Below are 23,283 nucleotides of genomic sequence, written 5' to 3'. Positions count from 1 at the left end.
CGGAAATCAGGGAATGGCGACGTTGGACAGCAGGCGGTCGAGCACCCCGGCGCCCTGGCCCACGCCATGGCCGGACGGCAGCAGCCGATGCCCCGCCACTGCCGCAAACACGGCCTGCACGTCCTCGGGAACCACCATCTCGCGCTGCTCCAGCAGCGCCCACGCCCGTGCGCAGGCCAGCAGCGCCAGCCCCGCACGCGGCGACAGGCCGGCGACGAAACCCGGTTCCGCGCGGGTGGCCTGCACCAGCGCCAGCACGTAGTCCACCAGCGCGGGGCTCGCGTAGACCTTGGCGGCGGCGGCCTGCAGCGCCATCACCTGCTCGGCGTCCATCACGGCAACGGGGCGCTGATCGGCGGCACCGCCGAGGTACAGCACCCGCTCGAAGGCCGGATCGGGGTAGCCGAGCGAAATCCGCATCGTGAAGCGGTCGAGTTGCGACTCGGGCAGCGCATGCGTGCCGATCTGCTCGAGCGGGTTTTGCGTGGCGATGACGAAGAACGGCGCCGGCAGCGCGTGCGTGGTGCCGTCGTGGGTCACCTGCCGCTCGGCCATGGCTTCCAGCAGTGCGCTCTGGGTTTTCGGGGGCGCGCGGTTGATCTCGTCGGCGAGCACCAGCTGGGCGAAGATCGGGCCGCGATGGAAACGGAACTCGCTGGCCTCGCGCAGGAAGACTGACACGCCGACCAGATCGGCCGGCAGCAGATCGCTCGTGAACTGCACCCGCTGGTATTGCAGGCCCAGCGTCTGGGCCAGCGCATGCGCGAGCGTGGTCTTGCCCACGCCCGGCACGTCCTCCAGCAGCAGGTGGCCGCCGGCCAGCATGCAGGCCAAGGCAAGGCGCACCTGGCGCGGCTTGCCCAGCACGATGCGGCCTAGCTGGGTTTGCGCCTCGGCGAGCGAGGCAACGATCCTGGGTCGGGCGGTCACGAGTTGCCTCCGGTGACGTGGCTGCGGGTGCAGAGTGCGGCCATTGTAGCGGCGTCGGGGTCGCATCGGACAGTGGGCTGCCGCACGCTTTCAGGGCGACAGATGTCCTGTTGTCTCATGCGAAATGGGCGGTATCGCCCGCCAGCCCGCGCCGGATCTCGCTGCTTCTGGCATCATCGATCTGTTGGCGCCTTGCCACTTTCAGAATGGTCTCATCCCTCCACGATGACTGCCTCGCAACACCGCGCCTCAGGCGCCTCGGCTTCCCTCGATTTCGACTCTTCCGCGCCCCTGGCCGACCAGGCCGGTCTGGCCAGCCTGGCGCGTGAATTCCACGCGGGCGGCTACATCGTGCTGCGCCGCTTTGCCAGCGAGGCCATGTGCGCCGCGCTGGAGGACATGACCCGCAAGCATCTGGCCGCCGCCGTGCCGCCGGTGGAGTTCGAGGCCGATCTCGGCTATCCCGGCGCGCCCACCTCGCGCAAGGCCGAAGGGGGCGGTACGGTACGCCGGCTGCGCCAGGCCTATGGCCGTGACGAGGTATTCCGCCGCTGGGCCAGCGATCCGCACGTGGTGGCCACGGTGGAGGCGCTGCTGGGCGAGCCCGCCCGCCTGACGCTGGCGCACCATAACTGCGTGATGACCAAGCATCCGCATTTCGGCAGCCAGACTGGCTGGCATCGCGATACACGCTACTGGTCGTTCGTAAAGCCCGAGCTGGTCACGGTTTGGCTGGCGTTGGGCGATGAAGACGAGCGAAACGGCGTCTTGCGTGTGATTCCGGGTTCGCATCAGGCCAAGCTGGCGCCGGAGCAGCTCGATCCGGCCGAGTTTCTCATCGAGGCGCATCCCAATAGCCAGAGCCTGCTGAAAGGGGCGATGCCCCTGACGCTGCATCGCGGCGACGTGCTGATGTTCGACAGCCGCCTGTTCCACGCGGCGGGCCGGAATGACGCCGAGACGGTCAAGCTGTCGGTAGCGTTCGCTTACTTCGGTGCGAGCAACCGGCCGCTGGCCGGCACGCGGTCCGCCGAGTTCGGCAGCGTGGAGCTGCCGCCGGCCGCCTTGTAGACGTCCCTTCCCAGAAACACAAAAGCCGCCTGATGGCGGCTTTTTCATTGGCGCGCGTGGTGCGCGTCAGGCGGCGTTGCCGCGAGTCGTGCCCGAACGGAACAGGGCAAACAGATCGGCCAGACGGACGGGCAGCAGCGGGGTGGCGTGCCGAACCGCATCGCGGCGGGCAAAGTGCTTGCGGAGTTGCTCGCCGACCGGACGGCTGAGGTACGAAGCATCCGGGTATTGCATGATGGTCATTCCCTATTGTGGTTAACAACAGCCTACAGTATACACCGCGATGGTGCGGCGCGCCATTTGCTGGTGCGAACGGGGAATGCCATGCGCAGACGCCCGTGCGAGGGCGGGCGTCCGTGCACCGGAATGTGGCCGGAATGTGGTGTCGAGGTCAGGCGGCGGAGATTACGCGCCCTTGTCAGGCGTATCGACCGGCGCGTTTGCCGGGGTGCCGTTCATGTTTTCGACAGCTTTCGCCGCGCTGAACACATGGCGCGTGGCCAGCAGCGCGGCAAGGTCGGCATCGCCGGCAATCACGGCCTGGAGAATCTGGGCATGCTCGTCCCAGTTCAGGCGCGCGCGGCTCAGGTTGGCCGGCGCGAACAGCAGCCCGGTGCGCTCACGCAGCGAACGCATCATGTCCTGCAGCACGCTGTTGGCGGCGATATTACCGAGCAGTTCGTGGAACTTGGAGTTGAGTTCGACGAAGCGCTCGGTCTGGCCGCTGTTCACGGCGTCGTTGCCTTCCTTGAGAACCTTCTCGATTTCCAGGATCAGCGCGGGGTCGCGGCGTTGTGCCGCGAGCTTGGCGTTGAGACCTTCGAGGGTGGCGCGCACCTCGACCATTTCGCGGGCGATATTGGGCGACAGACGCGCCACCGATGCCCCACGGCGCGGCTCGATCTTGACCAGCCCTTCCGCCGCCAGCGCGCGCAGCGCCTCGCGCACCGGAATGCGGGACACGCCCAGCTCCAGCGACAGCGTGTTCTCCACCAGCCGCTCGCCGGGATCGTACTGGCCGTCGAGGATGCGCTGCCGCAACGTATCGGTCACAAGCGCGAAGAGCGGGGAATGCTGGGCGCCCAGGCTGGCAGCCGGGGTGTCCGGATTCGGGCTGAAGGCACTGGTGGTGGCGTCGTTCATGGTCGGGATCGGCCGTGGAAATCGTGGATCGCGCAAGAAACTTGAGCGTTGAAGCACCGGCCCATTGGGATGCATGGGCCCGGCGTGAATGCCACTATTGTATACCGTCAACCTTTGCGACCAGACATTCCACTACATCGTCGGATGCTGAAAAGTGAACCCGTCGGCATACAGGAACGGGACCTGCGCGCCGAGTCCGGTGAACAACTGCTTTGCATCGTGGATCATGTTCGGCGAGCCGCAGAGATAAATCGCATGCTCGGACAGGTCGCCCAGGTCCGCCGCCACGGCTTCGTGCACATAGCCGCGCCGGCCCTGCCAGTCCGCGTCCGCGCGGGACAGCACCGGCACGTACTGGAAATCGTAAAGCCGATCGCCCCAGGCGCGGATCTCGTTGTCGAGGTAGAGGTCCGATGCGGACCGCATGCCCCAGTAGAGCCACACCGGCGGGCAATCCGGGTCATCCATCAGGGACTCCAGCATGCTCTTGATGGGCGCGATACCGGTGCCGGTGGCTACCATCAGCAGCGGGCGGTAGTCCTCCTTGCGCAGTGCGAAGTTGCCGAGCGGCACTTCCACGTCGAGCCGGTCGCCCGGTTGCAGGCGCGGCAGTTGCCCCGCTGTGAAGCGACCGCCGGCAATGCGGCGCACGTGGAAGTCCACCTCGTTGCCGCGCGGGGCGGACGCCATCGAGAAGCTGCGGTGGCTCCCGTCGTCTAGCAGAATCTTCATGTACTGGCCCGGCGCGAAGGCCAGCGGCGTGTCGTCGGGCAGGGCCATGCGCAGGTGCAGCACGTCGGCGGCGAGCGGCGTCACCGCCTGTACGATGGCTGACGCGCGGCGTGCCGGCACGGCCGGCTCCCGGCCGCGCGCGGTGCTGATGACGAGGTCGGCCGTGGGCCGCGCCTGGCAGGCCAGGGCGAAGCCGGCGGCGTCCTCGTCCTCGGTCAGTCCCATCGGAAATTCTTCATAACTGACCGATCCTTCCACCACGCGCACGCGGCAGGTGCCGCATCCGCCGAACGTGCATTCGTGGGCCAGGCTGACGCCCGTGCGCAGCGCGGCATCGAGCACGGACTCGCCGGGCTGCGCCGTGAACGACTGCTGCGTCTCGGCAATCTCGATGCGATAGAGGGGATGGGTACCGTGGGACATGACCGCTCCTGCTTACTTCTTGATGTCGGCCTGCGCCAGCACGGTCAGGTCCTCGCCGGCCAGCAGGTCGCGCAATGCTTCCAGCGCGGCCACGCCGCACGCGGTGTCCTGCTCGCCGTTGCCGCCGGACAGGCCCACGCCGCCGACCACCTCGCCGTTGACCACCACCGGGTAGCCGCCGACGAACACCGCGAACTTGCCTTCGAAGCTCCACTGGATGCCGAACGCCTCGTTGCCGGGCAGCGCGGGGCCGTTGGGCGCCGTATTGAACAGGTGTGTGGAACGCTTGTGGCCGGCCGCCGTGAATGCCTTGTTCCAGGCGATCTGCGGGCCGGTGATGCGGGCGCCGTCCATGCGTTCGAGCAGCAGCGGATAGCCGCCCTCATCGACGATGCAGATGGACTCCAGCACGCCGATTTCCTCGGCCTTCTTTACCGCCGCCGCCACCATGTGGCGGGCTTCCCGCAGTTCGAGCTTGATTGCCTTTTTCATCGTGAAATCCTTAATAGCCGGGTAGTCGCCGCTTAGCAGCCGCGATAGATGGTCTTGATCTGGGTGTAGAACTCGAGCCCCGCGCGGCCCGATTCCCGGAACGTGGAGGTGCTCGACCGCTTCAGCCCGCCGAACGGCGCGTTGACGAGGTTGCCGGTGGTGGTGCGGTTGATCTTCACCGTTCCGGACTCGATGTCATGCGCAAAATCGTGCATATAGCGCGGATTGCGCGTGGCGATGGCCGCGGACAGGCCGTACTCGGAGTCATTGGCAACGGCGATGGCCTCGGCGTAGCTGCCCACTTCGAGGATGGCGAGCACCGGGCCGAAGATTTCCTCGCGGGCGATGCGCATGGTCGGCGTGACATCGGTGAACACGGCCGGCGAGACGTAGTAACCGTGCGAGAAATCGCCATCCGTCAGCGCTTCGCCACCGCACAGCAGCGTGGCTTCAGCCTTGCCGGCGGCGATGTAGCCGAGCACGGTTTCCAGTTGCTTGCGCGTGGCGAGCGGGCCAAGATCCATGCCGGTGGCCATGCCGCTGCCGATCTTCAGCGTCTTGACCTTGGCCACGAGCTTGTCGGTGAATGCCTGCTTCACCTCGCGCATCACGAGGATGCGGCTGGTGCCCGTGCAGGCCTGGCCGGACAGCGACAGGCCGCCCTTGATGGCCAGGTCCACGGCCTTGTCGAGGTCGGCGTCCTCCATCACGATCAGAGGATTCTTACCGCCCAACTCCATCTGCGTGCGCGTGGTCATCGGCACGGACTTGTGGATCTGCTCGCCCGCTGCCGTGGAGCCGGTGAAGGACACGGCCCGTACCGCGCGCGATTCGACGATGGTCGGGCCCACCTCGGCGGCGCTGCCGGTCACGAAATTAAGCACGCCCTTCGGAATGCCCGCCTTGACGAAGGCTTCGGCCAGTCGGTAGCCGGAGAGCGGCGCGTCCGACGAGGGTTTGAAGACCACCGTGTTGCCGGTGATCAGCGCCGGCGCGATCTTGCGGGCCGGAATCGACACCGGGAAGTTCCACGGCGAGATTACCGTCACCACGCCCAGCGGCTCGCGCTGGCTGTAGACCAGCATGTCCGGGTCATCGTTGGGATACGTCTCACCGCCGTAGGTCTGTCCTTCCACGGCGTAGAAACGCAGCGTCTGGGCGGAGCGCATGACTTCGTCGCGCGCCAGCGACAGCGCCTTGCCTTCCTCGCGGGTCAGCTCGGCGGCGATGGCGTCGGCGTTGGCTTCCAGATGCGCGGCGGCATCGTTGAGAATTTTCGCGCGCTTGCCGATGGGGGTCTTTTTCCAGCTGTCGAAGGCGGCCGAGGCGGCGGCCACGGCGGCGGCGGCGTCACGCGCGTCCGAGGCGGCGTGCCGGCTCACGATGTCGCGCGTGTCGGCGGGGTTGAGGTTGTCGGTGGTGCGGCCGCTGGCGCTGTCGCACCATTCGCCGTCGATGTAGTTGCGGTACGTCTCGGTCATGACTGTGGCCTTTGCGAACGGGGGCGGGGCGCCCGGCACGGGGGCCGGGCAGATGCGGGGCCGCTCAGGCGGCCACGGTCTCGCGCGTGCCGTCCACGTAGTCGTAATAGAGCGCGGTGGTGTACAGCAGTCGCATCTGGGCGCCAACCTCGCAGATCTTCAGGCAACGCTGCTGCAATTCCGGCGTATTGGCGTGCTCGAGCACGATCTGATAGCCGCGTTCGCCGTGGATCTCGTCGGAGACGATGTGCAGGTCGAAGAATTCGACTTCCTCGTCCGTGAAGCCGTACTTCTCGCGCAGCGTGGGGGTCTGCTTGCGGTAGATCGACGGCACCTGCGACTCCAGGCCCACGACCAGGCCGGCCACGGCCACCACCGGGTCTTCGCGCATGGCCACGGCGTAGCACCAGCTTTGCAGGCCGCGCGTGGTCGGCGACATGTTGTCCGCATCCACCACGCGCTCGCGGGTGGTGCCGCAGGCTTCGGCAAAGCGGATCAGCAGGTCGGTGTGGCGGTCGCCGCCAATCTCTTCCTCGTACATATTGGCCAGCAGGAAGTCCTTGGCCTCGGTCATGTGGTCCGGCGTGCGGGCATAGATATAGGCGAGGTAGTCGGCGAACGGGCCCACGTAGTGATAGTGGTTCTCGGCCCAGCGGGCGAGGTGGTCGCGCGACAGCGTGCCGCCAGCCCATGCCTTGCTGAAGGGTGCCTGGTTGGCGCTCTTGCCCTTGATTGCGTTCTCGAGGGCGGCGCGGAAATCTTCACGGTTCATCAGTTCGGCCATTTGGGGGCTCCTGTTTTGACGAGGGGTGGTTGTGAGCCGCGACGTGAGAGACGTCTTATCTGCGGCGGGTTTGAATCAGGATGAAATTTGTATACTTTCTGCAATCGAATTTGGGCGACAAAGAGCTGACCGGGCGCAGCACGCGTCAGGCTTTTCCAGCCTCCGCTTCGGTAATCCGTCGATAGGCGACACCAGCCAGGGCGATGTCCTCCAGACCGACGCCGACCGACTTGTAGATCACGATGTCGTCGGCGTGGCGGCGCCCCGCCTTGCCCAGCAGAACATCGGCCAGTTCCACGATCTTGCTGTCGGGCAGCACCGCCTTGTCGGCGAGCACCAGGTCGCCGGCCTCGCGCAGCGACTGCGGCCGCCACTCCACCACCACGGTGGCGGCGCGGGACAGCGCGGTGTCGTCGAGTTCGCGGGTATGCGGCAGGCTCGATCCGATGGCGGCGATGAAGGTGCCCGGCTGGATCAGTTCGCCGGAGAACAGCGGTGTGGTCGAGCGCGAGGCAGTGACGATGATGTCGGCCTGCGCGGCGGCCACGGCCGGATCGGCAAAGGTCACGGGAATGCCGCACTGTGCGGCGAGCCGGTGGGGCAGGCCCGCGTCGGCATAAGGATCGACCACCAGCACGCGGCGCAGCGGCAGCGCGGCGGACAATTGCGCCGCATGCTGCACACCCTGCGTGCCGGCGCCGAACAGCGCAAGCGTGGCGCTCTCGGGCCGGGCCAGCCGCTGCGCGGCCAGTACCGTGCAGGCCGCCGTGCGCAGCCGCGTGATCGCGCCGGCGTCGAACGAAGCCAGCGGCCGGCCGTCAACGGTTGAAAACAGCAGGATGACAAATGAGAACTGTCCTGCGATCGTCGTATATACCTTGGCCCCCGCCACCTCCTGCTCCGGAATCACCGCGCCAAGCGTGGAAAGCTTCACACCACCCGCCTCTGTCCGGATCCGTTCCTGCATCGCGGCCTCGCCGCGTCCAAAACTCTGGAAGGCCGCCAGCATGGCCTGCTGGGCGTCCTGGGCCGTCACGTGTCGGTCGATCAGTTCGTCGGTGATATGGAGCATGGTCGATGGGGGCTCAGGGCTGTTTGTGGCTCGATTCGGTATACAGTCTACACATGGCCGGAAAAATTGCTAGCGTTGATGCATCGATATTTTCCCGGGGCGTGCCTTCCAGAGTGGTGCTTGGTGCGCTGAAACCGTGCACTGATGCGGCTTTCCGCACCGCATTGGGGGATTACCCCAAGCCGTGCAGGTTTCGCTTGTTCGGAAGCGTCAACGGGATATAGTATACAAATTAGATCGACGCCCAGCGCTGCACGCAGCCAAGAGGTCGACGGCAGGTCTTATTCATCCGCCCCCACAAGGGCCCCAAGATCAGGATCAGGGGAGCCTCATGCAACAAACCGTAGAAATCGGCCTGGCACATTGGGTGTATTTGCTAGGTGTCGCAGTCATCGTCTTGACGATGATCCTGCGGGCCAACGTTGTCGTGCCGTCTATCGTCGGCACCTTCCTCGTGATCCTGGCCATCACGGGCAATCCGGTCAGCGCGTTGGGGGGCATCTTTGGGGCCAGCCTCGTCGCGGCGAAGGAGCTGTTCAATATCTTCCTGGTGATCGCCTTCATGACGGCGCTGCTCAATGCGCTGAAATCGTTGCGATCCGATATCCGCATGGTGGAGCCGTTCCGCCTCGTCATGAAGAACGGGCATAGCGCCTACTTCATCCTGGCGGGCATCACCTATGTGATTTCGCTGTTCTTCTGGCCCACGCCGGCCGTGCCGCTGGTGTCGGCCATCCTGCTGCCCGCGGCCATCGCCGCCGGGCTGCCGCCGCTGGCCGGCGCCATGGCCATCGCCATCGCCGGGCAGGGCATGGCGCTCTCGTCGGACTACGTGATTGGTGTGGCGCCAGGCATCAGCGCCAAGGCGGCGGGCGCAGCGGTCAGCGCGGCCGTGGTGGCGGACCGGGCGCTGATCCTGTCGATCATCACCGGCACCATCGCGCTGACGCTGGCTTATCTGTCGATGCGCCGTCACATCGTGCCGGCCAACGGCGCGCTGCTGGACCGCTGGCAGGCCCGCGCCACGGGCGTGGACACGGCCATGGAAGCCACCGGCACCTTCGACAAGGCGGAGATTGCGCGCGGCACGTCGCACCCGGAGCCGCTCGTCACGGACGCCAATATCGAACAGAGCCTGGCGATGGTGGCCAAGCGCCGCATCAAGTGGTCGAAGTTCTTCGCGGTGCTCACGCCGGTGGCGTTTATCTGCGTGGTCTCGCTGATGGTGGCGCCCAAGCTGGCCGCCGGCATGCCGGATCTCAAGGGCGGCGCGGCAGCGGCACTGGTGGGCGGCGTGGCCGCGCTGTTGATGATGCTGGCCACGCTGGCCGCCGAAGGGCCGCGCAAGATGCTCGATGTCTGCCCGGAGCACATCACCGATGGCTTCGTGTTCGCGTTCAAGGCGATGGGCTCGGTGCTGCCGATTGCCGGCTTCTTCTTCGTGGGCGCCGGCGAGACCGCCGCGCAGATCCTGGGCGTGGACGCCGGCAAGGCGCCCAGCCTGCTGTTCGAGCTGATCCAGGCGTACCAGCACATGATTCCGGACAACCACGTGTTCGTGGCATTCGGCGTGCTGTTGGTGGGCATGATCACCGGCATCGATGGCTCCGGCTTCGCCGGCCTGCCGCTGACCGGCACGCTGGCCGGCGCGCTGGGTCCGGTAGTCGGCTTCGACTCGGCCACGCTGGCCGCAGTGGGTCAGATGGGCGCGGTCTGGACCGGCGGCGGCACGCTGATCGCCTGGTCCTCCCTGATCGCCGTGGCCGGGTTTGCGCGCGTGCCGGTGCTCGATGCAGTGCGGGCGTTGCTGCTGCCCGTGCTGGCCGGGCTGTTCGTCTCCACGATCTGCGCGATGCTGCTCTGGCACTGACGCCGGGCGCTTCCTTTTTTTCGATTTCAGCGAAGTCACCAACATGCCGAAAGTCGTCTTTCACAAGCACGGGCAGGTTTTCGTGGACGAGGTCAAGCCCGAGACCAACCTCGTCGTCCGCGCCGGCATCAAGCAGTTTCCGTATCCGAACCTGCGCTACGAATGCGGCATGGGCAAGTGCTCCAAGTGCGCGTGCCGGGTCCTGGCGGGCGCCGAGCACCTGCCGCCGCCGAACTGGAAGGAAAAGAAGCAGCTGGGCGAGCGGATCGACCAGGGCTTCCGGCTTGCCTGCCAGATCTGGCTGACGCATGACATCGAGCTGGAGCAGGAGGATCAGCAGCCTGAGACCCCGGCACAACCACAGGCCAACACCCAGGCCCAGACCTCATGTTCGTGATCCTGACCAGCAAGCCGGGCCAGTTCCGCACGGAGGCCGTGCCGGGCGTGGAGCCGGTGGAAACCTACGAGTACCTGTTCTATGGCCGCCCGAAGGCGATCTTCGTGATCGCCACGCTGCATGCGGCGGTGAAGGTGCCCGTGATCGACGAAACCGGCGGCCCGGATGCGCCGCCGGTGGTCAACCACGTGCCATCGAAATTCCTCGAGCGCTTCGACACGCTCGACGCTGCCCGGGCCGCGCTGCAGGCGCTGGCGCACTTCGGCAGCATGGACCTCTCTTTAAGGAAGCAATGATGCGGGCAGATATCGAGACGGCTGCCGCCGACACCACCGAGGACACTGGCGGCGGCAGCGCCGCGCCCGCCGCACCCGCTGCGGCGCCGGAGGTCCGCAAGGTGGAAATCGAATTCGTGACCAATGGCGGCAAGACGGTTACCGCGCCCGCCAACAGCAACCTGCTGCGCGTATCGCTGCGCGAGCAGGGCGGCATCCCGTTCAAGTGTGGCGGCGGGCTGTGCGGCACCTGCAAGTGCCACATCGATCGCGGGCTGGAGCATACGGACGCGGTCAAGCCCAAGGAGCGCAAGCATCTGAGCGATGACGACCTGCGCGCCGGCTTCCGCATGGCCTGCCAGACCTTCGTCAACGGCGATATCGCGGTGTCGTGGGAGCCGAAGGCGCGGGTGTAAGCCCGTCTTCGACCGAGGGCCGACCTAGGTCCGCAGGCCGACCAGCCCGGAAATCTTCTCGGAGGCCTCCAGCAGCGGTGGCAGGAATCGATCCGACATCTCCTGCGCGCTGGTGCGGTTGGCCTGCCCGCTGATATTGATGGCGGCGATGATCTGCCCGGTGCGGTTGCGGATGGGCGCGGCCAGCGAGACCAGCCCTTCCTCCAGTTCCTGATCGTTCTGCGCCCAGCCGCGCGTGCGGATGTCGGCAATCAGCGACTTCAACTGGTCGATGTCGGTCACGGTGCGGCGCGTGCGCGCTTCCAGCGCGGTGTCGCGCAGCACGCGGTCGAGCGTGTCGTCATCGAGCCCCGACAGCAGCACGCGCCCCATCGACGAGCAATAGGCCGGCAGCCGGCTGCCGATGGACAGGTTGATCGTCATGATCTTGCGTGCCGGCACGCGCAGCACGTAGACGATCTCGGTGCCATCGAGCACGGAGATCGAGCAGCTTTCATGCACCGACTGCGAGAGCGCCTCCATGATCGGCTCGGCCAGGTTCCAGAACGGCATCGAGGTCAGGTAGGCGAAGCCGAGGTCGAGGATCTTGGGCGTGAGCCGGAACTGGCGGCCATCGGCCTGCACATAGCCCAACCCCACCAGCGTGAGCAGGATACGGCGCGCGCCGGCGCGGGTCAGGCCGCTGGCCTGGGCGATTTCGGTCAGCGTCTGGGTTGGGTGGCGGGCGTCGAATGCGCGGATGACGGACAGCCCGCGTGCGAAGGACTGCACATAGCTGTCGCTCGGCTTCTCGGCGGGCGGGGTGCCCGGCGTGCGGGATGATGCGGGATCGGCAGGGCTCGCCATTGCGGAATGGGCTCGAAATTGGCTCGGAAAGGCCGAAAGGGTAGTGGAAATGCGCCCAAATCGCTAGTCCGGGGCCATCGGCAATACCCCGCCGCGACAGACCGCCACGCTGACGGACGCCCCGCTCTCCCTCATAATGTGCGATCGCAAAATGTCGCAGGTCATCGGGTCAGTGAACGAAACAATTCAGTGGAATGATTGGGAGGCGTTCTGCTGCGTCGTCGAGCAGGGCACCTTCACGGCGGCAGCGGCGGCGCTGGACTGCCCCAAATCCAGGGTGTCGGCCGCCGTGGCGCGGCTGGAAACGGCCATCGGCGCCAAGCTGCTCGAGCGCACCACGCGCCGCATGCGCCTCACCGATGCCGGGGGCGCGGTCTATCGCGACGTGGCCCCGCTGTTCGCGCGGCTGCGCGAGATCCGCCAGGAAACCCTGGCGCGCGAGGAGCGCGTGCAGGGCATGCTGCGCATCGCCACGCCATACGAGTTCGGCGCCCAGCAACTGGGCGGGGTGATCTGTCGGACACTTGCGGCGCACCCCGCGCTCGATATCACGGTGGAGATTTCCCAGGGCTTGGTCGATCCGATCCGCGAGGGCTTCGACATCGCCTTCGTCACGGTGGAGACCGAACTGCCCGACTCCGGCACCATCGCCCGGCGCATCTGGCACGTGGAACGCGGCCTGGTGGCCGCGCCCTCGCTGGCGGCGAGCCTGCCGGCGCAGATGCATCCCGAGGATCTCTCGAACATGCCGACGCTGGCCACGCCCGGCGTCTCGGTCTGGGAGTTCGCGCGCGATGGCGAGCGCATTTCGGTGCCGATCCGCCCGCGCATGCAGACCTATAACGCCGAACTGCGCATGCAGGCCGCGCTGGCCGGGCTGGGCATCGCCCGGGTGCCGATGACGGCCGCCGAGACCGAGATCGCGCAGGGCCGGCTGGTGCGGGTGATGCCCGACTATCCGCTGCCGCCGCTGCGCGTCTTCGCGCTGCTGCCCGACCGGCGCCTGCAACCGCGCAAGGTGCGCGCGTTCATGGAAGCCATCGAATCGATGATGGGCGCGGATCTGGGCGATCTGGCCGAGCCGGCGGCGCGGATGGCGCCCGCTGGACGGGTGGAAGCCTTCGAGCGGATGGAGCAGGGGGAAGTCTAGCGGGGCGTGGGGAGCGCCCCGGGGGTGCTGCCGGGCGGCATTGCGCCGCCCTTGGTACCGCTACGCGGCTCAGGCGCCTTCGCTGAACTGGTCGCGCTGCTCGGTCACGGTGCGGGCACCTTCCGAGTACACGTCGCGCTTCTCGGTCACGCCGCGCGCGCCTTCCGAGTACACATCACGCTTTTCGGTCACGCCACGGGCGCCGTCGGTGTACGGGTCAGCCTTGCCGACGCGGCCGATGCTGCCGTCGAGGCGGGCCAGGTCCGTGATCGATTGCGAAGCCTGGGCAGAGGCGGCGCCGGCGGCCAGGCCGAGGGCGAGGAGGGTGAGGGCGAGGGTCTTCTTCATGGTCGTGCTGTTCCTACTTATTGGCAGAGATCGCGGTGGGTCCGCGGTGGCTGTAATGTAGGCTTCGGCACGCACAGGAAAAAGGGTAAATCCTCGAAAGACTGTCCAGTCAGCTGGACAATAAGGGTTAACCCTAGGGGGTCGATCTGTGCTAGCCTTGCGGCTCAGATCACGCCACGGCTCACGCTGGCGATGACCATCAGCAGGATCTGCGCGATCACGAACAGGATCAGCGGCGAGATGTCGAAGCCGCCCAGGCGCGGTATCACGCGCTGGAGCGGGCGCAGCATCGGCGCGGTCAGGTGCCACAGCGCCGGCGCCATCGGCGATTGCGGGTTGACCCACGACAGGATCGCCATCAGCAACGTCACCCACATCACCATGCTGATGCCCCACTTGAGCACGTTGAGCAGGCTGAGGGCGAGGATCACCGGCAGGAAGGCCAGCGGATCCGCATCCAGCACCAGCGCACGGCAGACCAGGAACAGCACGGCGGTCAGGTAGGCCGCGATCAATGTGGCCCAGTCGATGCCGCCGAAGCCCGGAATGATGCGGCGCAGCGGCCGGACGATCCAGTCCGTGACCTGGAACACGCCCTGCGACACCGGATTGCGCGACGGCAGCCGGGTCAGTTGCATCCAGAGGCGCAGCAGCAGTGCCATGCCGAACAGCGTGAAGACGGTATCAAGCAGGAACAGGACAATTTCCGTGAACATCGGGCGGATTTCCGGGTTGGCGGTGTTAGGGTGTCGGTCTCCGCACAGATTCTGCCATACCCCGTCCGGCGCGCATGCGGAAATGCGCGCCAGCGCACCGGAGGATGCCTGCGGGCACAAGGGGTGCTTTTATAATGAGCGCCGGATTTCCCCCTCTGCAAAACTGATTCTTCAATGCCACGCAAGCCCGCCGCGCCCCAAGCCGCCCTGACCAAGCAGGATTTCGAGGCGCTGTCCGATTTCCGATACCAGTTGCGGCGTTTCCTGCGGTTTTCCGAAGACGCCGCGCGCGCCGAAGGCGTGACGGTGCAGCAATACCTGCTGATGCTCCACATCCGCGGCTCGGCGGAGCGGAACTGGGCCTCGGTGGGCGAGCTGGCCGAGCGCCTGCAGGCCAAGCAGCATGGCGTGGTGGCGCTGGTGAACCGCTGCGAGGCGGCCGGGCTGGTCAGCCGCAAGGTGAATCCCGACGACCGCCGCGTGGTGCAGATCCACCTGCTGGCCAAGGGCGAGCGCTGCCTGAACCGGCTGGCGATGCTGCACCGGGCCGAACTCGAGTCCCTGCGCAATACCTTCCGCGTGGCCCGCATCACGGCGTTCAACGACGACGGCGCTGATCGGCTCTGATTCGTCCACGGGCGGCGTTACAGCCCGTTACCCATCACAATCTCCCGTGACACCTGCCGCCGAGCCCCGGCTCTAGACTCGCGCGCATCATCCACACGCGCATTGGCCGCAGGAGTCTCCACCATGTCTTTCCCGTTTCGTTCCACGGCGTTGGCCGTCATCGCCGCCGGCGCGCTGGCCGGCTGTGTCACCGCGCCGTATGGCAATGGTTATGCCGACGGGTACGGTACCGGCTATGGAGGCGGCTACGGCAGCAACTACGGCGGTGGCTACCCGCAGCAGGCGGGGTATGGCACCAGCGGCACCAGCGGCACCAGCGGCACGCAGATCAGCGGCGGGTATCCGGCGCAGTCGTATCCCCAGTCGGGCTATCCCCAGCAGCCAGCGTACCAGCAGCCGGGCTACCCGCAGCCAGCGTACCCGCAGTCGGGCTATCCGCAGTCCGGCTATCCCCAGGCGTCCTACCCCCAGCAGCCCGGTTACGACCAGTACGGCTATCCGGCGACACAGCCGGGCGATGGTGCCGACCCGTACGCGGTGCGCTACGGCTGGGTGGAATCGATCGAGATGGTGCGGGGCCAGCCTGCGGACACCAGCGGCGTCGGCGCAGTGATCGGCGGCGTGGCGGGCGGGCTGCTCGGCCATCAGGTGGGCGGCGGGCGCGGCAATACCATCGCCACGATTGGCGGCGCGGTCGCCGGCGCCGTGGCCGGCAACGCGGTGGAGAAGCAGACCAACACTGGGCCGGCGGCCTACCGGGTGCGCGTGCGCACCAACGACAGCGGCTACCTGACCCTCACGCAGGCCAGCCCGTACAACCTGCGTTCGGGCGACCGCGTGAAGATACAGAACGGCGTGGCCGTGCCTTACTGAGCGGGGCTCAGGACAGCGCGTTGGCCAGGAAGGTCAGCGCGCGACCATGGGCCAGCGCCGCCGAGCGCTGATGGAACGAGGCGCGTGCCCAGCAGTTGAAGCCGTGATCGGCCTGATCGTAGACGAAGACCTCGGTGCCGCGCTTGCCGGCCACGGCCTGGCGCACCTGTTCGACATGCTCGGGCAGGATGTGCTTGTCCAGCGCGCCATAGTGGAACTGCACCGGCACGTTCAGCGCGGCGGCCTCGTGCAGCTGGTTCTGGATGCCGCCGCCGTAGTACGGCACGGCTGCATCGACCAGACCCCGCGCCGCCGCCAGGTACGACAGCAGCCCGCCGAAGCAGTAGCCCACTGCCGCCACCTTGCCGCCCGTGCCAATCTCGGCACGCAGCGCGGTGGCCGTGGCGCCGATGTCCGACACCGCGGCTTCCAGGTCCACGCTGGTGCGCAGCGCCATCGCCTGTTCCCAGTCCGGGCCGCTGTAGCCCAGCTCCACGCGCGGCGCCTTGCGCCAGAACACGTCCGGGGCCAGCACCACGTAGCCGTCCGCCGCGTACTGGTCCGCCACCGAGCGGATGTGCTCGTTCACACCGAAGATCTCCTGAATCAGCACGATGCCGGGATTGCCGGGCTGCTTGCCGCCCGGCGGCAGGCTCAGGTAGGCGTCAAAGCTGCCATCGGCGGTGTCGATGCGAATCCAGCGGCTGTCGGGCTTGGTCGTCATGATGCGAACTCTCCAGGGTTTGAGGCACTCCACAATAGAACCCGGAAGTGTGCCATTCCTGTTGCATTCATGCAGGCCGTGGCCGAAAACCGTGGGCAACTACGTGGGCAAAAACGCGGGCAAAAAAATATGCCGGCCCCGCGGGGACGGGGCCGGCATGGGGCCGCGCAGGGGATGGCGGCTCAGGGCTGCATATCTATATAGATAGAGGCCGGTTGGGGCGGTTCCCTACCAACGCAACTGCACGTTCTTCTCGCCAGGGCTCAGGGTGGTCCGCTTGGACGTCCCCTCGAACGTGGCCACTACCTGGTACGACGCGCGCGGGCCCTTGATCAGGCAGCGCGGGCCGGTGGACGTGAACTCCGCCACCTGCTTGCCGTTCCGCATCAGCTTCACGTTGACGTCCGAGAGGTACTCGCCCCGGCCGCCTTGTGTGAAGAGCAGGCCCATGTCGTACTCGCGGGCCGCGCTGTTCATTTCCGCCTGTTCGTCCGCCGCCACGCCACCGCATACATAGGTGAACGGGCCGGCGCTGGACGTGCTCATGTCGGCGCGGGCGCCCATCGACAAGCCCAGCGACGCCACGGCCACGCCGATGACGCAAAGCGCGCGCGCCCCTCGGCGCACGGGTTTATCGGTGTTCTGATTGGTAAGCATATTTCCTCCTGCCAGGTTGGCCGGCGGCGCGCGAGGGGGCGATCGGACGATGCGAGAGGGCAGGCTCGAAACATCGCCGGAGAGGGTCTGGCGGGGGATCATGGCTGGCATGACCCCGGGCAATCGCCGTTCGCGGCATCCGGGGATACACACCTGAAGTAGACACCGGCGCGGGCGGCCGGTCTGTCAGCGTTTGGCTGATCCTGCTGCGGGAGGATGCCGAGCGGCCGGGGGAGGCCCCTGGCGTGTGATCAGTACGCGGAGGACTGCTCGAAGCGGGTGCGCCAGTTCTCGGTATAGGCGCGCACCACGGCGGCGTCGCCCCGGATCAGCATGCCGTTCTCGGCGTTACGCTGCTCGGCGGACTTGGTGAAGTTGAACGAGCCGGTGAAGACCGCCTGGTCGTCGAACACCATGACCTTGTTGTGGGCGATGGCCGGCTTGGTATCGATCACCACGGGAATCCCCGCATTCTTGAGGAAGGTGGCGCTGGTGTAGCGCTCGGAGACCTGGCTCTTGTCCACGATCACGCGCACGTCCACGCCGCGCTGGTGCGCATCGGCCACGGCCTTGGCGATCTGCGCGTTGGTGAACGAGTACGCCTGGATCAGCAGCTTGCGGCGGGTGTTGTGGATGGCATCGATCAGCATGTCCTGGCAGCTCGGGCCGTCCGGCACGAAGCAGAGCGTATAGGTGCTGCCGGCCGCGAACGCGCTCGGGCGCGCGGCGGGCGTGAGCGCATCGGCCAGACGCTCGAGCGTGGAGGTGGTGCGGGCCTGGGCCACGGCGGCGAGGCCGGTGGCGGCAACCATCAGGCTCGCCAGGGCGAGCCGCTTGCAACGGTGAAGGGAAGTAAACATCAGGTTACAGAGTGGTGGCAGAAGTTCAGCGGCCCGCAGCGTAACAGTGGAAGCGGCCCTTCCGCAACCCGCGCGGGGGGCCCTGCGGCGTCCGTGGCCCTTGGGCTTGCCGGACATGCTGCCTATGATGGAAGGCACAACGCCAGATGCGACAGGAGACCACCATGACGAACCACACCTACAAGCTGGTCGAAATCGTCGGCTCATCCGCCGACGGCTGCGACGGTGCCATCCGCAACGCCATTGCCAAAGCCGGTGAAACCATCAAGAACATCGACTGGTTCGAAGTGATCGAAACGCGCGGCCATGTGCAGGACGGCAAGATCGCGCACTTCCAGGTCATGATCAAGGTGGGGTTCCGGGTGAACTGAGGCGCACCGCCTGGGCGCCCCGTGCGCCCGGGGCGCCTTGCACCGCATCCGCCAGCGCGCGTAGTGCGGGTTGCGGTGCCGCCACCAGCCAGGCCAGCATCTTGTCGACGAACGGCGCGTTGGCCGTCAGGGCCGCGCGCCGGACCCATGCGCGCGCGGGTATCTCGTGCCCGGCCAGCGCCAGCATGCGCGCGTGGTTGAAGCAGCCGCGGAAGTCCCCGCCCGCCGCGGCGCGACGGTAGTGGTCCGCCGCGCAGGCGAGGTTGCGCGCCACGTGCCAGCCATCTTCATAGAAGCCCCCGACGACGTTGAGCGACTTGGCATGGCCGCGTGCCGCCGCGCGCTCGAACCACGTGAAGGCGGCGGCGCGGCTGGCGGCCATGCCGCGCCCGAGCGCCAGCGACGTGGCGAAGTTGTACATCCCCCAATCGGAACCGCGCAGGGCGGCGGTGTGGAACCAGTGCGTGGCGGCGCGCGCATCGGGTGCCGTGCCCCAGCCGTTCTCGTAGCAGCGGCCGACGAGGTTGGCGGCGCCGGCGTGCCCGCACAGCGCCGCCCGCTTGAACCAGTAGTGCGCGCGGGCGGCATCGGGCGGCAGGCCCCGCCCGGCGAGGAACCACTGGCCGAGCGTCATCTGCGCATCGAGCTGGCCGCTGACGGCTGCCGCGCCGAGCCAGCGTAGCGCCGGTCCGGGCGGGCCAGCCAGCACGTCGCGCAGGGCATCGGGCGCAAGCTGGCCCAACTCCAGCGCGGAGGCCACGCGGAATGGCAGCGTATCCATCCTCCGTCTCCGGCTGTCAGTAGCGCAGCGTGAGGGTCAGCGTGGCGGCGCGGCCCGGCGCCATCGTGGCGTAGTGGTTGCGGTGCGCCTGCGCGTAGTAGGACTTGTCGGTCAGGTTCTGCAGATTGAGCTGCACGCTGGCGAACTTGCTCAGCCGGTACGCGGCCATCGCGTCGAAGCGCCAGTAGGCCGGCACCCACTTCGTATTGGCCTCGTTGCCCCAGACCTTGGACACGTAGTTGGCGCCGCCCCCGAGGATCAGGCCCGGCAGCACCTCGTAGGTGGACCAGAAGCTGAAGCTGTCAGCCGGGGTGTTCGGGAACGCGTTGCCGTCGGTGGCGCCGTTCGCCGTGCCCTTGCCGCCGTTCCGGCGCAGCGTGGCCTTCTGGTGGGTGTAGCCGCCGTACACGGCCCATCTGGCCGTGACGTTGCCGGCGAAGCCAAGTTCCACGCCATCCACGCGCCGCTCGCCGGCCATGCGCGCCGTGCCGTCCTGCTCGAGGATCCGCGTATTGTCCGTGTCGATGCGGAACACGGCGGCGGTCAGGGCCAGCTTCTCGCCCAGCACATCCCACTTGGTGCCCAACTCGAAAGCGCGGCTTTTCTCGGGCGCGAGCTGGTCGCCGCGATTGCCGGCGGCGTCGGTCGCCAGCGAATTGGATTCCGCCCCCTGGCCGAGGAACGAGCCCGCCGGCGTGGACGACGTGCCGAAGCTCGCATACACGCTGCCCCACGTCACCGGCTTGTAGACCGCGCCGAGCTGGTAGTTGACCAGCGTGTCCTGCCGCGAGAACTGGTTGCGCACGCCGCTGGCGTTGGGCGCCTGCGTCAGCGTGGTGTCATAGCGATCGAGCCGCAGGCCGGCATTGACCAGCCATTGCGGCGTGATCTCGGCTGAGTCGAACAGGTAGGCAGACAGCGTCCGGGTGCGCACATCGGTCGGCCGGTGGTTGCGCTGGATCGCGCCTGCCCACGGATCGGCCGGATTGGGATCGAACACGGTCGTGCAGTTGTAGCCGCTGGCCGCGCCGGCGCCATTGGCGCAGCGGCGGTCGCCGGTATCGACCTTGTAGGTATCCCAGTTGGCCTTCTCCTCGGAGAATTCGACGCCCGCCACGTACTTGTGGCCGATGGCGCCGGTACGGAAGGTGCCGGACAGGTCGGTCTGGTTGGCCACCGTGTCGACGGTGCCCACGCGGGTGTTGGCGCGCCGCCAGAGCAGGTTGTAGTAGGTGTTGCCGAGGTTGGAGTCCGGCTGGGTCCAGATGAAGTCCTGCTGGGTGCGCGCGAGCCGCGTCTGGTTTCGGAGCTTGAGCGCGGGGCTGAAATCGTGCTCGATACGCAGCGTGCCGGTGTCGTTCTGCTCCTTCTGGAAGTCACGGTTCAGCAGGCCGTAGTAGGTCTCGCGCGGCACGTCGAGCGGCCGGCCATCGCCGGTCGGGCGCACCCGGGGCCGCCCGTCCTTGCGGGCGGTGTGGGGCGCGTTGTTGTAGGGAATGCCGATGTCGGGCTGGTCGTCGGTCTGCAAGTGATACCAGGAGGCGGTGACGCGCGTGGCGGTGCCCAGCCCGATGGCGACGGACGGCGCCACGCCCCACCGGCTCACGCGCGCGGCGTCGCGCCCGGGGATGTCGCTGCTGTGGGACATCGCATTGAGCCGCACGGCGGCATGCTCGCCGATGCGCCAGTTGCCATCCACCGTCGCGCGCACGTACTCGGCATTGCCCACGCCGAGGGTGCCTTCGGCGAAGCGCTCCAGCCGGGGTGCCTTGCTCTGGATGTTGATCGTGCCGCCAGCGCCGCCCCGTCCGTCATAGGCGCCGGCCGGCCCCTTGTTGACCTGCACCGACTCCACGTTGAACATCTCGCGCGACTGCGCGCCGATGTCCCGGAAGCCATCGAGGAAGGTGCTGGCCTGCGCGTCATAGCCACGGATGAACGGCCGGTCGCCGATGGGATTGCCGCCTTCGCCCGCGCCGAACGTGATGCCCGGCACGGTGCGCAGCACCTCGGTCAGGCTGGTGGCGGCCGTCGTGCGGATGACCTCCTGCGGAATCACGCTGACCGAGCGCGCGGTGTCGCGCAGCGCTTCGGGGTCCTTGGGCGATCCGGTGGACGCGGCGCGGAAGCCGTCGTGGCGGTCTTCGTTGACGGTGACCGGTGGCAGCTCCACCTGCGCCAGCGCCGCCACGGGTGCGGCGGCGAGGGCCACGCCCACGGCCTGCGTCAGCCGGGGCAACGACGCCCCGGCACGGCCTTCTGATGCTTCGTCGGATTGGGACAATGTGGCCGATCCGGCCACGACGCGTGAGACCTGCATGACAACCCCCTGGTACGTGCTGATGTGTACAAATGCGAGCCATTCTCATTTGCGGGTGACGCGGGGGTCAAGGATCGAACTGCACCAAACCGCCTCAGCGGCTGGTGCGGTGACTCAATCGAACTGGTACGACCACAGCAGGTTGAAGCGCGGCGAGCGATGGCTCGCATTGGTGGGTTTGTCGCCCACCGGCTGGGCCACCGAGACGTCCATCGTGTAGTAGCGCCGGTCCGAAAAACGTAGGCCGATGGCCAGCGACTGCAGCGTCCGGTGCGAGAGCGACACGCTGTTCGAAACCACGCGCGCCATGTCCGCCACCAGGAACGGCTGGAGCGTCTTCAGGTAGGTGAAATCCACCGTGAACAGCCGGTTGAGTTCCGCCGAGGCGCCCCAGCCCTTGTCCCCGGCCACCTCGCCCGCCGGATAGCCGAGGCCGAAGAAGCGCCCGCCGAAGCTGATCTGCTCGCTCGACGCCAGCCGCTGGTCGCTGAACTGCCCGGCCGCCGAGAGCGCGATGCCGAAGCCGAACGGCAGGTCGTTGGCCTGCGAGACCAGCAGCCGGGTGCGCAGGAAGTTCAGATCATTCTGATTGTTTTCCCGATTCGCGCCGAGCGCGTCGAAGCCCTTGTAGAGGCCGAGCGTGGCGCTGCGCGTGACACCCTCCGCGCGTTGGACGTAGCCCATCTCCAGGCTCGCCACGCGCACGCTGGTGGACAGCTCCACCTGGCGGCCCGCGCCCGGCTGCACGGCCTGGGTGTAGCGCTCGAACTGGCTGTTCGCGTACATCCCGCCGGTCAGCGTCAGCGCGTGGCGGTTATTGAGGATGAGCGGATAGCTCAGCGTGCCGCCGAGCCGCTTCGAGTCGTTCACGTAGCGCGATTCGAAGCCGATTGGCGCCAGCGCGGCGTTCTCGGGCACGCCACGGTAGTGGGAGGCGGTGAGCTTGGCGAGCATGCCCTCGGTGCCGATCGGCTGCGCGTAGCTGGCCGCGTAGTACTCCTCGTTATCGCGCCCTTTCGGGAACAGCGTGGAGACCGAGAGCTGCTCGCCCAGCGGCGTCAGGCTGTTGGTGGTGGCCGTGGCGATGGCCCGCACGCCGGGGGACATCCACTCCACGCCGGTGCCGAACGTGAACGGCTTGCGCTTGACCTCAAGCACCATCTCGCAGGCGCCGTCCGTGGTGGTGGGCGGCTGCACGGTGGCCGCCACCTGCATGCCGGGCTGCTGCGCCAGCACGTTGACGTAGTGCTCGAAGCGCTCCTGGCGCAGCGGCCGGTCCTGCTTGAGCTGCTCGGCGATCTTGCGCAGCCGCGCTTCGGCGGGACCGGGCTTGCCTCGCACCGTGACGTTGGCGACGTAGCCCTCCACCACGGTGACCAGCACATCGCCATGCTCGAAGGACTGCGCCGGCACGAAGGCGAACGAGAGCGGGTAGCCGGCTTCCTTGTATAGCTGCGTGACGGACTCGGCGGCCTGGAGCAGTTCGGCGACGGTGATCTCGCGGTTGGCCAGCGGCGCAAACTTGGCGGCGATCTGGTCGAAGGGCAGCGTCCTGGCGCCCTCGATGCGGAAGTGGCGCGGCGTCAGGCGCGAGGCCAGCAGGTTCTGCAGGGCGGCGTCGGGCCGCTCCACCTGCACCGTGACGTTGCTGTCGGCCGGCTTGCTCGGCGCTATGCGCGGCAGGGTCTGGGTCGGGTCGCCTTGTACCGGGCCCCGTTCGGCAAAAGTGAGACTGCTGTGGCAGGCGCCGGCGCTGAGCAGCAGCGCGGCAACACGGACGCGTGGTCGCATGGCAATACCCCAAGGCAAGAAAGCACAGCTTCGCGGCTATGCGTGGCGTGCCACGGCGGGCGGGGATGCCGCTATCCCCGCCGCCTTGCGGTGGCCGCTACGCTTGTGTGTGCAGTGCGATGTCGATGGGAGG

26 protein-coding genes are annotated in these 23,283 nt (G+C 67.5%); 9 read left to right on the top strand and 17 right to left on the bottom strand.

Annotated elements, in window-relative coordinates:
• Window positions 1-6: 6 nt before the first annotated feature.
• The gene (locus BM115_RS16775) at window positions 7-930 is read right to left on the bottom strand and encodes an AAA family ATPase (protein WP_092296100.1); all 924 of its coding nucleotides are present in this window, start codon (window positions 928-930) and stop codon (window positions 7-9) included.
• Between the two features lie 225 nt (window positions 931-1,155).
• Here BM115_RS16775 and BM115_RS16770 point away from each other — a divergent pair, with 225 nt between their 5' ends.
• Complete coding sequence (locus BM115_RS16770) at window positions 1,156-2,001, top strand: phytanoyl-CoA dioxygenase family protein (protein WP_092296097.1); 846 nt, start codon at window positions 1,156-1,158, stop codon at window positions 1,999-2,001.
• 66 nt (window positions 2,002-2,067) lie between these two features.
• Here the strand turns inward: BM115_RS16770 and BM115_RS27310 are convergent, their stop codons facing one another.
• From BM115_RS27310 to BM115_RS16740, 7 genes are all read right to left on the bottom strand, one after another.
• A complete protein-coding gene (locus BM115_RS27310) occupies window positions 2,068-2,244 on the bottom strand; it encodes a hypothetical protein (protein WP_177219928.1) in 177 nt (58 codons plus the stop codon).
• A gap of 162 nt (window positions 2,245-2,406) precedes the next feature.
• A complete protein-coding gene (locus BM115_RS16765; protein ID WP_092296094.1) occupies window positions 2,407-3,144 on the bottom strand; it encodes a GntR family transcriptional regulator in 738 nt (245 codons plus the stop codon).
• Between the two features lie 132 nt (window positions 3,145-3,276).
• The gene (locus BM115_RS16760; RefSeq protein ID WP_092296092.1) at window positions 3,277-4,299 is read right to left on the bottom strand and encodes a 2Fe-2S iron-sulfur cluster-binding protein; all 1,023 of its coding nucleotides are present in this window, start codon (window positions 4,297-4,299) and stop codon (window positions 3,277-3,279) included.
• Between the two features lie 12 nt (window positions 4,300-4,311).
• Window positions 4,312-4,791: a GlcG/HbpS family heme-binding protein gene (locus BM115_RS16755; protein WP_092296089.1), complete on the bottom strand. Its 480-nt coding sequence runs from the start codon at window positions 4,789-4,791 to the stop codon at window positions 4,312-4,314.
• A 32-nt stretch (window positions 4,792-4,823) separates the two neighbouring features.
• Window positions 4,824-6,272, bottom strand: a complete 1,449-nt coding sequence (locus BM115_RS16750; RefSeq protein WP_092296086.1) for an aldehyde dehydrogenase family protein — start codon at window positions 6,270-6,272, stop codon at window positions 4,824-4,826.
• A 64-nt stretch (window positions 6,273-6,336) separates the two neighbouring features.
• Window positions 6,337-7,056, bottom strand: a complete 720-nt coding sequence (locus BM115_RS16745; protein ID WP_092296083.1) for a TenA family transcriptional regulator — start codon at window positions 7,054-7,056, stop codon at window positions 6,337-6,339.
• 145 nt (window positions 7,057-7,201) lie between these two features.
• Window positions 7,202-8,128: an ornithine cyclodeaminase family protein gene (locus tag BM115_RS16740; protein ID WP_092296080.1), complete on the bottom strand. Its 927-nt coding sequence runs from the start codon at window positions 8,126-8,128 to the stop codon at window positions 7,202-7,204.
• A gap of 331 nt (window positions 8,129-8,459) precedes the next feature.
• Here BM115_RS16740 and BM115_RS16735 point away from each other — a divergent pair, with 331 nt between their 5' ends.
• The 4 genes from BM115_RS16735 to BM115_RS16720 all read left to right on the top strand — a co-directional run bounded on the left by BM115_RS16735 (window position 8,460) and on the right by BM115_RS16720 (window position 11,086).
• Window positions 8,460-9,998 carry a hypothetical protein gene (locus BM115_RS16735; RefSeq protein ID WP_092296077.1) on the top strand — a complete coding sequence of 513 codons (1,539 nt, stop codon included), beginning with the start codon at window positions 8,460-8,462 and terminating at the stop codon, window positions 9,996-9,998.
• Between the two features lie 43 nt (window positions 9,999-10,041).
• Window positions 10,042-10,395: a 2Fe-2S iron-sulfur cluster-binding protein gene (locus tag BM115_RS16730; protein ID WP_255370861.1), complete on the top strand. Its 354-nt coding sequence runs from the start codon at window positions 10,042-10,044 to the stop codon at window positions 10,393-10,395.
• Window positions 10,386-10,691, top strand: a complete 306-nt coding sequence (locus tag BM115_RS16725; RefSeq protein ID WP_092296074.1) for a ferredoxin — start codon at window positions 10,386-10,388, stop codon at window positions 10,689-10,691. The genes BM115_RS16730 and BM115_RS16725 overlap by 10 nt, the downstream gene beginning before the upstream one ends.
• Window positions 10,692-10,792: 101 nt before the next feature.
• Window positions 10,793-11,086 carry a 2Fe-2S iron-sulfur cluster-binding protein gene (locus tag BM115_RS16720; RefSeq protein ID WP_255370867.1) on the top strand — a complete coding sequence of 98 codons (294 nt, stop codon included), beginning with the start codon at window positions 10,793-10,795 and terminating at the stop codon, window positions 11,084-11,086.
• A gap of 24 nt (window positions 11,087-11,110) precedes the next feature.
• Here the strand turns inward: BM115_RS16720 and BM115_RS16715 are convergent, their stop codons facing one another.
• Window positions 11,111-11,932 carry an IclR family transcriptional regulator gene (locus BM115_RS16715; RefSeq protein ID WP_092296068.1) on the bottom strand — a complete coding sequence of 274 codons (822 nt, stop codon included), beginning with the start codon at window positions 11,930-11,932 and terminating at the stop codon, window positions 11,111-11,113.
• Window positions 11,933-12,104: 172 nt separating this feature from the next.
• Here BM115_RS16715 and BM115_RS16710 point away from each other — a divergent pair, with 172 nt between their 5' ends.
• On the top strand, window positions 12,105-13,082 hold the full coding sequence (locus tag BM115_RS16710; RefSeq protein ID WP_255370860.1) for a LysR family transcriptional regulator: 978 nt from the start codon (window positions 12,105-12,107) through the stop codon (window positions 13,080-13,082).
• A gap of 69 nt (window positions 13,083-13,151) precedes the next feature.
• On the opposite strand, the gene BM115_RS16705 is transcribed toward BM115_RS16710, so the two are convergent.
• A complete protein-coding gene (locus tag BM115_RS16705) occupies window positions 13,152-13,430 on the bottom strand; it encodes a hypothetical protein (protein WP_092296065.1) in 279 nt (92 codons plus the stop codon).
• A 164-nt stretch (window positions 13,431-13,594) separates the two neighbouring features.
• Window positions 13,595-14,146, bottom strand: coding sequence for a YggT family protein (locus BM115_RS16700; RefSeq protein ID WP_092296062.1), 552 nt, complete (start codon window positions 14,144-14,146; stop codon window positions 13,595-13,597).
• A gap of 174 nt (window positions 14,147-14,320) precedes the next feature.
• Here BM115_RS16700 and BM115_RS16695 point away from each other — a divergent pair, with 174 nt between their 5' ends.
• Together BM115_RS16695 and BM115_RS16690 are read left to right on the top strand one after the other, a co-directional pair.
• Window positions 14,321-14,773, top strand: coding sequence for a MarR family winged helix-turn-helix transcriptional regulator (locus BM115_RS16695; RefSeq protein ID WP_092296060.1), 453 nt, complete (start codon window positions 14,321-14,323; stop codon window positions 14,771-14,773).
• A gap of 123 nt (window positions 14,774-14,896) precedes the next feature.
• Window positions 14,897-15,646, top strand: a complete 750-nt coding sequence (locus BM115_RS16690; protein WP_092296057.1) for a glycine zipper 2TM domain-containing protein — start codon at window positions 14,897-14,899, stop codon at window positions 15,644-15,646.
• A 7-nt stretch (window positions 15,647-15,653) separates the two neighbouring features.
• Here BM115_RS16690 and BM115_RS16685 read toward each other — a convergent pair whose 3' ends face one another.
• The 3 genes from BM115_RS16685 to BM115_RS16675 all read right to left on the bottom strand — a co-directional run bounded on the left by BM115_RS16685 (window position 15,654) and on the right by BM115_RS16675 (window position 17,887).
• The gene (locus BM115_RS16685) at window positions 15,654-16,370 is read right to left on the bottom strand and encodes a dienelactone hydrolase family protein (RefSeq protein WP_092296054.1); all 717 of its coding nucleotides are present in this window, start codon (window positions 16,368-16,370) and stop codon (window positions 15,654-15,656) included.
• A 228-nt stretch (window positions 16,371-16,598) separates the two neighbouring features.
• Complete coding sequence (locus BM115_RS16680; RefSeq protein ID WP_092296051.1) at window positions 16,599-17,027, bottom strand: hypothetical protein; 429 nt, start codon at window positions 17,025-17,027, stop codon at window positions 16,599-16,601.
• Between the two features lie 251 nt (window positions 17,028-17,278).
• A complete protein-coding gene (locus BM115_RS16675) occupies window positions 17,279-17,887 on the bottom strand; it encodes a phospholipase D family nuclease (RefSeq protein WP_092296049.1) in 609 nt (202 codons plus the stop codon).
• Window positions 17,888-18,051: 164 nt separating this feature from the next.
• Between BM115_RS16675 and BM115_RS16670 the strand changes: the two genes are divergently transcribed.
• Entirely contained in the window at window positions 18,052-18,258 is a 207-nt protein-coding gene (locus BM115_RS16670) for a dodecin (RefSeq protein WP_092296046.1), read from the top strand.
• On the opposite strand, the gene BM115_RS16665 is transcribed toward BM115_RS16670, so the two are convergent.
• The 3 genes from BM115_RS16665 to BM115_RS16655 form a co-directional block, all read right to left on the bottom strand.
• A complete protein-coding gene (locus tag BM115_RS16665; protein WP_092296043.1) occupies window positions 18,233-19,039 on the bottom strand; it encodes a tetratricopeptide repeat protein in 807 nt (268 codons plus the stop codon). The two genes, BM115_RS16670 and BM115_RS16665, sit on opposite strands and share 26 nt — an antisense overlap.
• Window positions 19,040-19,055: 16 nt before the next feature.
• Window positions 19,056-21,323 (bottom strand): TonB-dependent receptor, encoded by a 2,268-nt coding sequence (locus BM115_RS16660; protein WP_255370859.1) that lies wholly within the window; start codon window positions 21,321-21,323, stop codon window positions 19,056-19,058.
• Between the two features lie 150 nt (window positions 21,324-21,473).
• Entirely contained in the window at window positions 21,474-23,150 is a 1,677-nt protein-coding gene (locus BM115_RS16655) for a ShlB/FhaC/HecB family hemolysin secretion/activation protein (RefSeq protein WP_092296037.1), read from the bottom strand.
• Window positions 23,151-23,283: the final 133 nt, after the last annotated feature.

It is taken from the genome of Cupriavidus sp. OV096, assembly GCF_900115455.1.
Taxonomy (GTDB): Bacteria; Pseudomonadota; Gammaproteobacteria; order Burkholderiales; family Burkholderiaceae; genus Cupriavidus.
Note: the sequence above shows the minus strand (reverse complement) of the source record. Positions and strands in the feature narration are given on the sequence as shown.